Here is a 14,603-nt window from a genome sequence, read left to right as displayed (position 1 = left end):
TGTTATTGTACCGCCTGTTCAAATTCGGCGCGGGTTACCCCATAATGGTTAAGGCGCTGTAAAAAGGTTTTAGCATTTGCATAGCCAATGCCAAGTTTTGCACCAACAATCGCCCGTTTGGCCGAGGCATCTTGGGTACCGCTAAGCCCATACTGCATAATATCAGACCAGATAAATTCCTCACTTGGCTGCCACTCTAAATACCGCACTTTGGCAAGAGCATCACGTATCGCTTCACTCGATGCCTGTTCAATTCCAATATCATTTTTAGCAATGGCGTCTTCTTTGGGAACAAAGGCGTGCTTGGCTTCTGGAAAACGCTGGCTTAAAAAATTGCGTATCCGCTCACCAGCACTATCCGGATCTGTCAAAATAATAATGCCACGCTTCGTATAAGCTTGGGCAATCTTCTCTAAGCTATGAGGTGCCAATGCAAAACCGCCTGTTGCAATACAATCAGCCTCTACGGCCCTTTTCACCGCATGTATGTCATTTTTACCTTCAACAATAATTACTTCTTTAATCATCTTTCCCTACCACTTTCTATCATTCTACTAGATACTTACTTCGCAATCAAAAGTATCCATATTATAGTATCAAAAAAAGAACAGGGAGTATACCCCCTGTTAGTCAAGTATATAAACTTTTACTGATCTTCTACCAAATCTCCAGGCTTCACTGTCATTTTCCATACACAAATCGATACGATTACCAACAATTGCACCACCAACATCGGCAGCCGTAGCTAAACCATATCCCTGCACATATACTCTGGTTCCCAGCGGTATAACATCGGGATCAACGGCTACAATACCGCGACGAGCTGGCACACCAGTAGCGGTTATTCCCTCAACAGAGCCATCTGTTGGCAGATACGCACTGGCTTCCATTGCCATTACTCGGCTAAATCGCATTGATCCACGTGATGTATCAACCACATCACGAGTACCTACATGAACAACCTGTGGTTTTGGCGGCTCTTTTATTTTTTCACTCAGTTGCTCCGCACTTACTTCCACACCATCAGCATAATGAATACGAGCAACAACCGTTTTTACACCATCCTGCCCTTCTTCAATTACCCTCTCAACCCCCTTTTCCAAGGTTGAATCCGGCTGTCGAATTACGGTAAATCTCTCTACCACATCACGCTCAACCTCTTTCTGGGTTAGCGTAATGGCTTGAATAAACATATCGGCTTCTATTTTATTTTGCCCCTCTGGCACCAGTTTAGTATTTTCCATGTTCATTCCTAAACTTTCTGCCAATTCCCCCACTGTAGGCTTCCCCGTCACTATCACCTCAGTTTTTCCCTGATAGGTTACCGTAACAGGTACAGCACGATATACCCAAATGGTACTACCATCCGTTAAGTTCTTGGTCGACAGACGATATTCATCTTTTGGATCTAAATGAATTCCAGCCTGTACTAAAACATCTTGAGGTTTGCTATGTAGTGTGCTAATCATTATGGTAGTGCCGTCAACGGCAATGTGTACTTTTTTGTTGGCAAACATGAACCCTGTCGCCACCAATAAAACAGTGAATAGCGCGAGAAATAGGGGTAGCATTTTTTGTCGAAAAAACACTTTTTTCAACTCAATATAAGTCATAAAATACCTCCTTTTCAAACGTTTAAGTATTATACCATGACTTATTCGTATTGTCTAGTTTTTTTCTTACATTCTTTAAATTATTTACCAAAATATCCTTTTTTATACCTCCTACGCAACATACTTGTCAATATTTTGAAACCAACGTATTTCCTGACGTCAGTCTCCCTGAAGAGAGAAATAAAACCACGTTGTCCTTTCTTTAAATTTTACAAAAAATAAAGAGAATATCTTTTATTAAAAATACTCTCCCATAGGTTAATATATTCTGTTATTCTTAGGATATTCCAAATAATTCTTTTACATTTTCACTCGTAGCTTTTGCCAGAACGTCCATCTCAATACCACGTAAATTGGCAACCTGCTCAGCTACCAATTTTACATAAGCAGGTTCGTTACGTTTGCCTCGATATGGCTGAGGTGTTAGATAAGGGGAATCCGTTTCTACCAACAAATATTCCAATGGTACTTTTGTCACAATTTCAGGAAGTTTGGCCGCATTTTTAAAGGTAACAGGACCGGCTATGGAAATATATAAACCCATCTTTATGACTTCATTTGCCATCTCCAAACTCCCTGAAAAACAGTGCAGCACACCTTTTAAGCCTTTGGCTTCTTTCTTTAAAATCTCCAATAGATCACCATGAGCATCTCGATCGTGAATAATAAAAGGAATATTTGTTTGACGAGCTACATCAAGTTGATGAATAAATACCGAACGCTGTACCTCTCTCGGTGAAAAATCATAATAATAATCCAGACCAATCTCTCCAATGGCAACCACCTTATCAAGAGCAGTCCAACGGACTAATTGTTCATAATCTGTATCTAAAGCATCTTTAGCATCATGAGGATGAATACCGACAGCAGCATAAATACCTTCATATTTTTCTGCAAGGGCAATGGAACGAGCAGAAGATTCCATAGAGGCCCCAACATTAATAATCCCGGTCACACCATTGTCGATCGCTCTTTGGATTACTTCTTCACGATCGATATCAAACTTTTCATCATCAATATGTGCATGAGAATCAAATAACATGGTTAACACTCCTTGTACTTGTTATGTTAAGCAAAACACTGCATGTCCGTTTTTCAACCGCAGAGGCACAGAGAACACAGAGAAAGAAGAAATAATAGAGTTAGAGAATCCCCCTCAGCGCGCTCTGCGTCTCTGCGGTTCAATCATTCTTTCCTGGCTCTCTTCCACAAAAACATAAACTTTTATCCTATTACATAAGAAAGCGCCTATAGCAGGCGCTTTCTTATGTAATCTTATTTCACCTTGCTGCCGGCAGGCATTCCGGGAACGGTGACTACTTTTAATTGATCATCACAAGAAGCCGCTAAAACCATGCCACGAGATTCGATACCGCGAATTTTCGCTGGCTTTAAGTTAATAATCATGACTACATTCTGACCTACTAATTCTTCTGGTGTGTAATGCTTAGCAATGCCTGAAACAATAGTACGCTGCTGGGTGCCCAAGTCCACCGTCAATTTCAAGAGCTTATCAGCCTTTTCCACTTTTTCAGCTGCTAGTACGGTGACGACTCTAAGATCCATCTTTGCAAATTCATCAATGCTAACCTCAGGGGTATTTTCATCAGCTACCGCTGCTGACTGTTGTTTATCCTGATCTGCCGCCTTCACTTCTGCTGCAGCTTCAACAACCTTATCTTCAATCCGTGGGAAGATAGGTTCAGGTTTCGATACAACAATGCCTGCGGGTAGTTTTCCCCAGCCCTTAACATCCTCCAAGGTTACAGCTTTAAAATCAGTGGTTAACCCCAACTGCCCCCAAATCTTTGGTCCTGTAACCGGCATAAAAGGAGTAATCAAAATTGCTATAATTCGCAGCGTCTCTGCCAGATTGTACAGCACCGTATTAAGGCGGGAGTGCTTCGCCTCATCCTTAGCTAATGCCCAGGGAGCCGTTTCATCAATATATTTATTGGTACGGCTGATCAATGCCCAAACAACTTTGATTGCTGCATTAATATCCATAACATCCATAAATTTTTCATATTGGATAACGGTACTCTGTACTAATTGTGCCAACTGGTGATCTAGTTCTTCTACATCACCAGCTGCTTTAATCACACCACCATTAAAACGACCAATCATGTTTAACGTTCTATGCAATAAGTTTCCTAAGTCATTTGCCAAATCAGCATTAATCCGATTAATAAGAGCTTCTCTGGAGAAATTCCCATCCATTCCTAAATTGATCTCTCTCAGCAAGAAATAACGAATTGCATCTGGACCAAACTCTTCAATTAAGGTAACCGGATCAATTACATTGCCTTTGGATTTGGACATTTTATCGCCTTCCATGATTAACCAGCCGTGTCCATATACCTTTGCCGGTATTTCAAGATCCAAAGCCATTAAGATAATCGGCCAAATAATACTATGAAAACGTACAATTTCCTTTCCGACTAAATGAATGTCAGCTGGCCAGAACTTAGCAAATTTCTCCCGATCATCTAGATAGCCTGCAGCGGTAATATAATTGGTTAAGGCGTCAAACCATACATACACGACATGCTTGGTGTCAAAGGGTACAGGAATCCCCCAGTCAAAGGTTGTGCGGGAAACACAAAGATCCTCTAACCCCCCCTTAATAAAATTCAGCATTTCATTACGGCGAGATACAGGCTGAATGAAATCAGGATTGCTTTCAATATAGGCAAGCAATCGGTCTTGATATTTAGACATGCGGAAGAAATAACTTTCCTCCTGCACGATTTCTACTGGCCGCCCGCAGTCAGGACACTTCCCCTCTACAACCTGCCGCTCCATCCAGAAGGTTTCGCAAGGAGTACAATACCAGCCTTCATAAGCAGCTTTGTAAATATCACCTTTATCATAAATTTTCTGGAAAATAGCTTGCACAACATCATGGTGACGCTGCTGCGTTGTACGAATAAAATCATCATGAGAAATATTCAATTTCTCCCATAATTGCTGAAAAGAATCAACAATTTTATCAACATAAGCAATCGGTGTCACATTCTGTTCTGCCGCTTTGCGCTGAATTTTTTGACCATGTTCATCTGATCCAGTGAGAAAGAGTACTTCTGATCCCGCTAGCCTTTTATACCTGGCAGCCGCATCAGCAATGGTCGTTGTGTAAGCATGACCAATATGTAAGCGATCACTCGGATAATAAATAGGCGTTGTAATATAAAATGGTTTCTTTTCCACGGTTGTAATAAGCCTCCCCATAATGTTAAATTGGCAACAAAAGATGTTCTTTTTATAATTGTACCTTCCATAACTTAAATGACAAAAATTCCATGTCATAATTCGACAATAATAAAAATATCATACTTTTTTATTATTGTCCCTATTTTACCAAGAATATACACTTATGTCGAACTATTCTAGAGACTTTGCACCATTCGTCTTTTTCTGACAAGATAATTTGCAGTACCGTACAACATATTTACTGATATGGTAAAAATAGGTTGACAACTTTACGGGAATTTGGTATTATTTAGTTGGACATATTTTGTCGAATGTTGTTGAAATGAGAGGAGAATTAATTATAATGAAATCAACTGGTATTGTAAGAAAAGTGGACGAGCTTGGTAGGGTCGTTATTCCAATTGAATTGCGCCGCACACTCTCCATTGAAGAAAAAGACGCTCTAGAAATTTATGTAGACAGCGACCGTATCATCTTACGCAAATATGAACCAGCTTGTTCATGTGTTTTCTGTGGCAATGCGGATGAAGTGACTGTCTTTAAAAATAAAAATATCTGCAAAGAATGCCTGGATGCAATGGTAACAAAGGCTGTTTAAGAATTTTAAAGAGGTTATAAATAACCTCTTCTTTTTTTTGCCCAAAAAACAAAAAAGGGTTCTATCTTTTTTAACCGCAGAGACGCAGAGGACGCAGAGAAAAAAATAGATAGAGTTAAAAAAATCCTCTCAGCGCGCTCTGCGCCTCTGCGGTTCAATCATTCTTTCTTCTCTTCAGAACTTTATTCTATTTCTAAGGTTGCCTGATAAACTTCTCTTTTTGGTAAGCCTCTTTGTTGGGCAACGGTTTTAATGGCATCTTTTTTAGCCACACCAGTTTCCATTAATTCAATGACAGCATCTTCAACAGAAAGCTGTTCCTGTTCATCCGTATCTGCTTCAAGACTTTGATCGGTTTTGCGACCTCCCACAATAAGGGTAAACTCCCCTCTGGGATCATTTTCAGCGAAATGAGTTACTAAACTTTCTATCGTACCACGAATAAACTCTTCGAATTTTTTAGTCAATTCCCTAGCTGCCACCGCTGGGCGATCCCCAAAAGCACTCTTTAGCTCCGCCAATGTCTGTTTTATGCGATGCGGTGACTCGTAAAAAACCATTGTATAAGACGAGTTTGCAAAACTAGCCAATAATTCACGCCGTTTTTTTTTATTTTTGGGCAAAAAGCCAAGAAAAGAAAATAAGGTTGTATCTAAACCAGAAGATACAAGTGCAGACAATGCTGCATTTGCACCAGGCAGAGGCACTACCCGAATACCTGCTTGTACCGCTAATTCCACCAAGTCAGATCCTGGATCAGAAATTCCCGGTAAACCAGCATCACTCACTACCGCTACATTCTCTCCTGTAATTAATCGCTCTATGATTTCCGGTCCTCTCGTCACTTTATTATGTTCATGATAACTAATCAGCCGAGTATGAATATCAAAATGACTGAGCAGTTTCCTCGTATGACGCGTATCTTCTGCAGCAATCACTTCCACTTCACATAATACGCGCACCGCTCGATACGTCATATCTTCCAAATTTCCAATGGGTGTTGCACACAAATATAAGACACCAGCATTCTCCAGCAATACATCCACTTCCTTTTTATAAGGCATTAACCACATTTTTAAAAACGCTGATGCGTTCTTTGAAACATATAAAGTAAAAAAAAACCACAGAGGCACAGAGAACACTGAGAAAAGATAGATAAGGTAAAAAAAAATTATAAATTGCTCAGTATAGCAAAAAAAATGAAATATTTAAAAGCACGAAGGACACAAAGAGAGATGATAGTAAAAAAGTCTTTGTGTGACCTTTGTGCTTTGTTTTATAATTTCTAAAACTAATAACTTTATTATCGATATTCTTTGTAATATTTTACAATTTCATCACTATAACTGCCATCAGGCTTATAAACGACAAGAGGCGGCAAGATTGTAAGACCCGGATTTGCCCCTTTAACCCCTTCTACTAATAACATGGTAGGCTTTTTGTCGATACTGCTGTATACTAACTGCAATAACTTAGGTTCAATACCAGCTTGACTCATCGCAGTTAAAATCTCAGCCATACGTTCCGGTAAGTGAACCATTGCGAAGCGCCCACGACGATATTTTAGCAAATACCGTGCAGCGTCGACCACATCTTTCAGAGTAGCTGTAACTTCATGCTTTGCTCTAGCCACATTGTCATTCGGACTCATATAACCAACACCCACTGGACGATAGGGAGGATTCGACACTACCAAATCATACCCTTCTGAGGGCAATATATCTTTTATCTTACACAAGTCTCCTTGTATAATCTTTACTTTCTCATCCAACTGATTCAAAAGAACACTGCGTGCTGCCATATCCGCCATAGCCTGGCTTAATTCTAAGCCGGTTACATGATCCGCCCCCCTTGCCGTTAGAAGAAGGGCAATCACACCTGTTCCTGTTCCCAAATCCACAGCCTTAGCACCTGGCCTCACGGTGACAAAATGAGATAATAAAATTGCATCTAAGGAAAAACAAAATTCTTTTTCATGCTGAATCACTTTCAACTGACCAATCAGCAAATCATCGATACGTTCTTCCACGCCAATTATCACTTGATTACCCATTTATATCCTTTTCCACTACTTCTTCCCATGGAATAATAACAGTATTACCATTTGTCAGCAGAATCGTTGCATTCTTCTTCCCCTGATTTACAAATGTAACTTTTCCTTCTCCATCTACAGTTATGACTTCCCGCCCTACCACTGGTGCAGGAATTTTCTTGCAGCAAGGTGCATAGGAATCATTCTCATATTTTAAGCAGCACATTAATCGCCCGCATATGCCAGAAATTTTGGTAGGATTCAATGAAAGCTTCTGATCTTTAGCCATTCTAATAGATACCGGTTCAAAATCTCCGAGAAACGTCGAGCAGCACAAAGGTCTGCCGCAGCAACCAATTCCCCCCATCATTTTCGCTTCATCCCGAACCCCAATTTGCCTAAGTTCTATTCGAGTACGAAATACAGCTGCCAAATCTTTTACTAGATCCCTAAAATCAATACGACCTTCTGCCGTGAAATAAAAAATTATTTTATTAACATCAAAGGTATACTCTACATCCACTAACTTCATATTTAAGTTATGAGCTTTGATCTTCTGCTCACAAGTAGAGAAGGCTTCTTTTTGCTTTTCTCTATTTTCTTCCACTTTAGCGCCATCTTCGGCAGTGGCTTTACGCTGTACGGTTTTTAATGGTGCTACAATAGCATCCTCTCCTACCTGACGCGGTCCAATAACAACTTCTCCATATTCTAACCCTCTGGCAGTTTCAACAATTACAAAATCTCCTGCCACCAGGACAATTTCACCAGGTGCAAAATAATATACCTTGCCAGCTTTTTTAAAACGTACTCCGACTACTGTCTCCACCTTCAAACCTCCCTTGCTAAGTCATATATTCTTATCAATAACGCTTCACTCGTAAGCCTTGTATTTGCATTGGCCAGCAGAGCCCGTCTAGCTGTCTCCACTGCCCTAATGGCTGTTACTAGCCGTCTTTCACTCCACATGTCCGCTACTTCACACAATTCTTCTGCAACATCTATATTAAATAACCATTGCTTACCCTGTCCAGTAACAAGCAATAGTATATCACGCAAGATATAAGTTACATACTTTATAAATTCCAAAATATCATTACGTTCCATTTTTTCCAATACTCCAGCTGAGTGCCAGACCGCTTCCAGTTTGGAGTCCATTAGTTTTAGGATCATCTCCAGAGCCTGATTACGCAGGGCAAGACCTTCAGGTTCCAAAAGAGCAAGAGCAATTCCCATTCGACCGCTGCTTAAGCGGGCTGCTACTTCCGATGTTTCTGGCAAATAACCTTTAGCCATTAAATCCTGAGCCAATAGCTCGTCTGCTAAAGGCTGAAAAGCAATCACCATGCATCGAGATATAATCGTAGTAAGCAGCATTTGTTTATTCGCTGCTAATAAAAGAAAAACAATTTCTCCAGGAGGGTCTTCTAGAACTTTTAGCAAACTATTGGCAGCTTGAGTCGTCATGAGCTCAGCACCATCAATGATGCAGACGCGACGCTGTCCACTAAAAGATGCCATTGACAATTCCTGCTGCAACATTCGAATTTGTTCAATCTTAATATTGGTCCCATCAGGGGCAATGTGGAGAAAATCAGGATGACTGCCATAGGATATTTGCTGACAAGAATGGCAACGACCACAAGGGCGCTCTTCTTGATCGCTGCATAATAAAGATGCGGCAACGACATTCGCCACCAGGTTTTTACCAATGCCTTTAGGTCCCGCAAATAAAACAGCATGAGGCATGCGTCTGCTGCTCTCCATATGACGCAGCATGGTTACCTGATCTTTATGCCCAATGATATCGGTCCACTTCATCGTTGCACCTCTATGTATACAGATCGACTAGCATGCCACGAATCGCATCTTGTTTCGCCAGAATATCCAATTGACGTTCTTCTCCTAGGCGTACATCTTCTGTCAGACTATCTAAGGTAGCATCTACCTTTTTGATGATTGTATACACCTTCTGCCTCCCATGGCGATCCCACCCTTGCTGCGATTGCAATGTATACATACGTCCTACAGCTTCACCGACAAATTGCCTTATGACTTCCCGATATTTCTTGAGTTCAGCATAGGTTGGCACTTCACCTAAACGCTTACCGCGTTTATCTATTTCCGCCAATAATTGATTTAATCTCTCGCGAGATTGCCCATCTTGGCTTTTAAGTAAATCAGAGGAAAAATGACTTAAGGATTTTTCCGCCTTGCTCCCCCCATCCCGTTCCACTAGTGAAGGTATTTGGGTAGCTCCTAAATTATTTATTTTCATGTAGGTCACTGCCTTTCAAGCTATAATATATACTAGCCTTACTATAATACTCTCATAAAGAAAAGATCTGCTCTTTGCTGGAGTGCTAACTCTATTTGATCAGTATCACCCGAGCTTACGAACTTCATCATTAGACAAACATAGGATTGCATCTAAATTATAATTGTTTTCCAGCAAATAATCAATTTATGCTTTTAACTTGAGAAATTATCTTTCACATATTTACGTGACTCATCTTACTTCGGTACCAAATATCCATCACTTTTGACTCAACTTACGAAGCTCGCGGAATAAGAATATGCCAGTTAACAAAGCAGCCGAGAAATCTGCTATCGGACTTGCCAGCCAAACCCCATGTAAACCGAGCAGCCTTGGCAATAGCAATATTAAAGGAATTAAGATAATTAATTGCCGCGACATACTAAGTACAATGGCATAACTGGCTTTACCCACTGCCTGAAAATAATTAGCACCAATAATTTGAAAACCAATGACCGGAAGCATACACAAATTAATCCGCATTGCCTCAGACCCTAACAAAATCAACTCAGGATTATCATTAAACAGCATAATAATCTGCTTATCAAAAATCTGAATGAGTAAGAAGCCGACTGTGGAAAATAAAGTTGCAGCACCGATTGCTATTTTTAAAGCTTTCTTAACCCGATCATAATTCCCTGCTCCATAATTATAGCCAATGATTGGCTGAAGCCCTTGGCTAATCCCAAAAATGGGCATTAACATGAGCATGCCCATTCGATTGATAATCCCAATGGAAGCGACTGCCAATTCTCCACTATACCGTAATAACGTATAATTAAACAAAACCGTGGTCAAACTTGAAGCAATCTGCATTAAAAAAGGCGACATTCCAATCTCGAAAATACTGCGAACAATCTTTTTATCTAAGGAAAAATTCTTTGTTCGCAGCCTTAATACACTTTTCCCCCGCAAAAAATAAACTAACACCCATATTGCTGATACCCCTTGGGATAGCACTGTTGCTAAGGCCGACCCACCAATTCCTAAGTGGAAAGTAAATATGAACAAAGGGTTTAACACAATATTTAATCCTGCAGAGATGAGTGTAGTAGACATGGCCATTTGAGGATTGCCCTCAGCACGTACTATATTATTCAAACCAAAACCAATATACATAAATGGACTGCCAAGGACAATAATTCTAGTAAACTCTCTGGCATAAGGCAGCACATCTGGCTCTGCGCCTAGCATCATTAAGATCGGATCTAGAAACAACAAGACCGATCCCGTAAAAGCTACCGATAATATCATGGAAAGAGTAAAGGCGTTCCCTAATATTTTTTCCGCTTGCTGCTGCTTCTTCTCTCCCATTCTCAAAGAAACAACTGCAGCAGCCCCTACTCCTACCAGCATCCCAAAGCCCATTAATACAATCATAATTGGAAAGGCTATAGTAACTGCCGTAAGACCAATTTCACCTACGCCACGCCCTACAAATATACTATCGATAACATTATAAAAAGCATTAACTACCATCCCGGTAATTGCCGGCAAGGAAAATCTCCACAATAGAGTTGATATCTTTTCTTCTCCTAAAGAATGCGCGCGGTCCATGGTACCTCCAAATTCTGTAATTCATCCTGTTCATTATAACACTAGCTTTCCCCATTATAAAATAATGGTCTCCATTTTAAAAAATTTCTACCTTTTTTAACCGCAGAGATGCAGAGAGCACAGAGAAAAAATAAATAGGATTAGAAATTCCTCTCAGCGCGCTCTGTGCCTCTGCGGTTACGTCATTATTTTTTGTAAAAAAGGTAGAAACTATATAATTTAATAGTTCCTACCTTTTATATTAACCATCCGTTACTCTAATTAGTCGCTTTTTTTACTTTGACGGCAAATTTCTAATAGTTGAGCACAAGCTTCATCCAATTGCCCATCATAATTCCTTACAATATAATCACAGTTGGCAGCGCATTTAGAATCTAATACTACCTGCGCCATAATTTTTTTGCGTTTTTCACTATCGATTTCAATTGGCAAGCGTTTTTCCAGCTGATACATGGGACAATCAATAAATACGGTAACTGCAAATGGAATGCGATGTTTAATTTGCTGAGCTCCATTCCAGTCGAGAGTAACTACACAATCTTTGGTTTTCGCAATTTCCACTTCTTCCCGACTCAGTCCAAAAAAGCTATTTTTATAAAGCACACTTTCCACTAAATCCACTTTTTTGAAATCTTCTTTTTTGACGAAATAATAGGCATCTTCAGACTCACCAGTTTTTTTAAGACGAGTAGTGTGGGACCTCAGCCTATGCATTCCACTCTGTCCCATTTTCTTTTCTATCGTGCTTTTTCCCGATCCAGTTGGACCAAGCAGAACAATCAGCATCCGAATTCCCCCCATGCAAAATCCATTATTTTCTAAATGTTTGATATAGTAATTACATTGTACATATATTATCGATAATCCTGCATGTTTTCATTAATATACGCAATTTTTAGATAATTATATAACAGAAAGAAGTTACGCATTCTTTAAAACATCACCGAACCGCAGAGACGCAGAGAGCACAGAGAAAAGATAATTAATAGGGTTAGAGAACCCCCTCAGCGCACTCTGCATCTCTGCGGTTCAATTATTCTTTGCGGCATTGTGCCTTTGTGGTTCATAAATTTTATGTACTTGCTAGTATATTTTGTACCGATTGATAGACGTCTTCATGAATTTCGTCCACTGTCTTTAATCGTGTATGATGAATGCAGGATATCTTACACCAATTATACTTATCGGCGATCGCACAATAGTTACTATAGCAGTTCTCTAAATACTGCTCATCTCGTTCATGGATATCAGGAGTTTGCTGCCCGTTAATTTTAGCACGTTCTTCCCTAAGAATTTTGCTATACATTGGCGGCATATCTAGAAAAATCACACCATCTGGAATCGGTAAACCGAATTTTATAAACTCTAAGTCCCAGAGCCAATCTAAAAAAGCATCCTTTTCTTCCTGTACATGAATTTTTACAGCTTGATGCACCATATTGGACGTAGTATAACGATCGGCAATGATAATTCCACCCTGTTTATAAAAATCACCCCAATCTTGCTTGTAGGATGCATAACGATCTATTGCATAGAAGCTGGAAGCAGCATAAGGGTTTACCGAATCAGGACTATTGCCAAAATCACCATTAAGATACATTTTTATTAGTGCTGACGAACTACTTTTATAGTCCGGAAAGCTCACTTTGCGTACTGTTCTTTTTTCTTCTTTCAAACGATGATATAGTTTTTCTGTCTGTGTTGCTTTGCCACTGCCATCTCCGGCTTCAATAATAATTAATTTACCATTCATTTAATCCACCACTTTAATTGTTTTTAATGTATAGTCTTCTGGTCCAGACACATGCATGCCACTTTGCTGAAGCAGTTGACAATAATCGATAATTTCTTGAGTTATCCGTTCTCCCGGACATACCACAGGGATACCAGGAGGATAAAAGGTGACAATTTCAGCACAAATCATTCCTGCAGAATGAGCAAAAGGTACCATGCAGGTGTTGCCGAATAAAGCCTCACGAGGAGATAAAACACCTTGAGGCGCTACTGGATAAGGTGCATTAATGCAGCGTTCTAGTAAGGAAAAGTCATAAGACTTTGCATATTTTTCTGCCATATCCCGAAGAGCTGCCACCAACAGATGCACTTCTTGTTCTCGATCCCCTAAGGTAATTAAAAAAAGAAGATTATATAAATCAGAAAGCTCAACTTGTATTTTATATTGATGACGCAAAATCCGCTCTGCCTCAGGGCCTGTTAATCCCAGCCCTTTAACCGTAACTGTAACTTTCGTTGGATCTAAATCAAATATTCCCGGATCACCCTTTTTCTCCGAACCAAAACAATATAAACCAGGTATTTTATTAATTTCCTGCCTTGTCCAATTGGCTAAGTCAATGGATCGTTCAATGAGTTTCGGCCCTTCTAAAGCCATTTGCATACGAGCTACATCTAAGGATACCAACATAATGTAGTTAGGGCTGGTAGACTGAGTCAACTGCAGCATTGCTTTTAGATGAGGTACGCGAATACGCCCCTCCCGACAATGAACTAAGGAGCATTGGGTCAATGCGCCAATAATCTTATGAGTACTCTGCGCACAAATATCAGCCCCAGCATCCAAAGCTTGTATTGGCAGACGATTGCTAAAACGCAGATGAGGACCATGAGCTTCATCTACCAGTACCACCATGTTATGTTTATGAACAAGATTTACAATCTTTTTTAAATCTACAGCAACCCCATAATAATTAGGATTAATAATGAGTACTCCTTTAGCATCTGGGTGCTGCAGCACTGTATTCTCTACCGTTTCTGGCGTAACTCCCATAGCCAGCCCTAAGTCATTATCAACTTCTGGCTGCATAAAGATTGGAATCGCCCCACTTAAAATAATCCCACCAATAATAGAACGGTGAGCATTACGCGGCACAATAATTTTTTCTCCTGGACCCGCAACAGCTAATATCATTGCATAAATTCCGCCGGTTGTACCATTGATAACAAAAAAACTATGATCGGCACCATAAAGCTGTGCCGCCAGCTCCTGAGCATCCTTTATACAGCCATAGGGTTCGTGAAAATCATCTAATTCTTCCATTAAAGCCAAATCCAAGGCTAGGGTACCTCTGCCTATTATACTTTCTAATGCATGATGCATTCCTTTACCTTGCTTATGCCCTGGAGTATGAAAAGGAATCACTTCCTCTTTTACATAATGCTGCATTGCAGCCAGTAAAGGTGTATCTGTTTGCCTCAAACGCAACCCTATCGCCTCCTTTTATAATAGGTAAAACCTGCCGCGAATCTTTACCT

General features: G+C 40.1%; 14 protein-coding genes. 1 reads left to right on the top strand and 13 read right to left on the bottom strand.

Features of this window, described 5'->3' with window-relative positions; all coding sequences use genetic code 11:
- Positions 1–2 precede the first annotated feature (2 nt).
- The 4 genes from rnmV to metG form a co-directional block, all read right to left on the bottom strand.
- The gene (gene rnmV / locus JBW_RS02480; RefSeq protein WP_007958763.1) at positions 3–527 is read right to left on the bottom strand and encodes a ribonuclease M5; all 525 of its coding nucleotides are present in this window, start codon (positions 525–527) and stop codon (positions 3–5) included.
- 99 nt (positions 528–626) lie between these two features.
- A complete protein-coding gene (locus JBW_RS02475; RefSeq protein WP_007958762.1) occupies positions 627–1,613 on the bottom strand; it encodes a 3D domain-containing protein in 987 nt (328 codons plus the stop codon).
- Positions 1,614–1,890: 277 nt separating this feature from the next.
- Positions 1,891–2,655, bottom strand: coding sequence for a TatD family hydrolase (locus JBW_RS02470; RefSeq protein ID WP_007958760.1), 765 nt, complete (start codon positions 2,653–2,655; stop codon positions 1,891–1,893).
- Positions 2,656–2,888: 233 nt separating this feature from the next.
- Positions 2,889–4,823: a methionine--tRNA ligase gene (metG, locus tag JBW_RS02465; protein ID WP_007958758.1), complete on the bottom strand. Its 1,935-nt coding sequence runs from the start codon at positions 4,821–4,823 to the stop codon at positions 2,889–2,891.
- A gap of 346 nt (positions 4,824–5,169) precedes the next feature.
- Between metG and JBW_RS02460 the strand changes: the two genes are divergently transcribed.
- Complete coding sequence (locus JBW_RS02460; protein ID WP_007938727.1) at positions 5,170–5,424, top strand: AbrB/MazE/SpoVT family DNA-binding domain-containing protein; 255 nt, start codon at positions 5,170–5,172, stop codon at positions 5,422–5,424.
- Between the two features lie 182 nt (positions 5,425–5,606).
- On the opposite strand, the gene rsmI is transcribed toward JBW_RS02460, so the two are convergent.
- The 9 genes from rsmI to JBW_RS02415 all read right to left on the bottom strand — a co-directional run bounded on the left by rsmI (position 5,607) and on the right by JBW_RS02415 (position 14,553).
- A complete protein-coding gene (gene rsmI, locus JBW_RS02455) occupies positions 5,607–6,497 on the bottom strand; it encodes a 16S rRNA (cytidine(1402)-2'-O)-methyltransferase (RefSeq protein WP_007958756.1) in 891 nt (296 codons plus the stop codon).
- A gap of 230 nt (positions 6,498–6,727) precedes the next feature.
- Entirely contained in the window at positions 6,728–7,477 is a 750-nt protein-coding gene (locus JBW_RS02450) for a tRNA1(Val) (adenine(37)-N6)-methyltransferase (RefSeq protein WP_007958754.1), read from the bottom strand.
- The gene (locus JBW_RS02445; protein ID WP_007958752.1) at positions 7,470–8,285 is read right to left on the bottom strand and encodes a PSP1 domain-containing protein; all 816 of its coding nucleotides are present in this window, start codon (positions 8,283–8,285) and stop codon (positions 7,470–7,472) included. Before JBW_RS02445 ends, JBW_RS02450 begins: the two co-directional genes overlap by 8 nt.
- A 2-nt stretch (positions 8,286–8,287) precedes the next feature.
- On the bottom strand, positions 8,288–9,277 hold the full coding sequence (holB, locus tag JBW_RS02440; protein ID WP_007958751.1) for a DNA polymerase III subunit delta': 990 nt from the start codon (positions 9,275–9,277) through the stop codon (positions 8,288–8,290).
- Positions 9,278–9,287: 10 nt separating this feature from the next.
- Positions 9,288–9,734 carry a YaaR family protein gene (locus JBW_RS02435; protein WP_007958749.1) on the bottom strand — a complete coding sequence of 149 codons (447 nt, stop codon included), beginning with the start codon at positions 9,732–9,734 and terminating at the stop codon, positions 9,288–9,290.
- A gap of 258 nt (positions 9,735–9,992) precedes the next feature.
- A complete protein-coding gene (locus JBW_RS02430) occupies positions 9,993–11,330 on the bottom strand; it encodes an MATE family efflux transporter (protein WP_007958747.1) in 1,338 nt (445 codons plus the stop codon).
- Positions 11,331–11,591: 261 nt separating this feature from the next.
- Positions 11,592–12,116, bottom strand: a complete 525-nt coding sequence (locus JBW_RS02425; RefSeq protein WP_007958745.1) for a guanylate kinase — start codon at positions 12,114–12,116, stop codon at positions 11,592–11,594.
- Positions 12,117–12,402: 286 nt separating this feature from the next.
- Positions 12,403–13,083, bottom strand: coding sequence for a dTMP kinase (locus tag JBW_RS02420; protein ID WP_007958743.1), 681 nt, complete (start codon positions 13,081–13,083; stop codon positions 12,403–12,405).
- Positions 13,084–14,553 (bottom strand): aminotransferase class I/II-fold pyridoxal phosphate-dependent enzyme, encoded by a 1,470-nt coding sequence (locus JBW_RS02415; RefSeq protein WP_007958741.1) that lies wholly within the window; start codon positions 14,551–14,553, stop codon positions 13,084–13,086.
- Positions 14,554–14,603 lie beyond the last annotated feature (50 nt).

The sequence above is a fragment of the Pelosinus fermentans JBW45 genome (genome assembly GCF_000271665.2).
Lineage (GTDB): Bacteria > Bacillota > Negativicutes > DSM-13327 > DSM-13327 > Pelosinus > Pelosinus baikalensis.
Note: the sequence above shows the minus strand (reverse complement) of the source record. Positions and strands in the feature narration are given on the sequence as shown.

Bases quoted from the DNA above. Each gene is read 5' to 3' on its own strand.
- rnmV (WP_007958763.1), bottom strand. From the start codon at position 527: ATGATTAAAGAAGTAATTATTGTTGAAGGTAAAAATGACATACATGCG.
- JBW_RS02475 (WP_007958762.1), bottom strand. From the start codon at position 1,613: ATGACTTATATTGAGTTGAAAAAAGTGTTTTTTCGACAAAAAATGCTA.
- JBW_RS02470 (WP_007958760.1), bottom strand. From the start codon at position 2,655: ATGTTATTTGATTCTCATGCACATATTGATGATGAAAAGTTTGATATC.
- JBW_RS02460 (WP_007938727.1), top strand. From the start codon at position 5,170: ATGAAATCAACTGGTATTGTAAGAAAAGTGGACGAGCTTGGTAGGGTC.
- rsmI (WP_007958756.1), bottom strand. From the start codon at position 6,497: ATGTGGTTAATGCCTTATAAAAAGGAAGTGGATGTATTGCTGGAGAAT.
- JBW_RS02450 (WP_007958754.1), bottom strand. From the start codon at position 7,477: ATGGGTAATCAAGTGATAATTGGCGTGGAAGAACGTATCGATGATTTG.
- holB (WP_007958751.1), bottom strand. From the start codon at position 9,277: ATGAAGTGGACCGATATCATTGGGCATAAAGATCAGGTAACCATGCTG.
- JBW_RS02435 (WP_007958749.1), bottom strand. From the start codon at position 9,734: ATGAAAATAAATAATTTAGGAGCTACCCAAATACCTTCACTAGTGGAA.
- JBW_RS02430 (WP_007958747.1), bottom strand. From the start codon at position 11,330: ATGGACCGCGCGCATTCTTTAGGAGAAGAAAAGATATCAACTCTATTG.
- JBW_RS02425 (WP_007958745.1), bottom strand. From the start codon at position 12,116: ATGCTGATTGTTCTGCTTGGTCCAACTGGATCGGGAAAAAGCACGATA.
- JBW_RS02420 (WP_007958743.1), bottom strand. From the start codon at position 13,083: ATGAATGGTAAATTAATTATTATTGAAGCCGGAGATGGCAGTGGCAAA.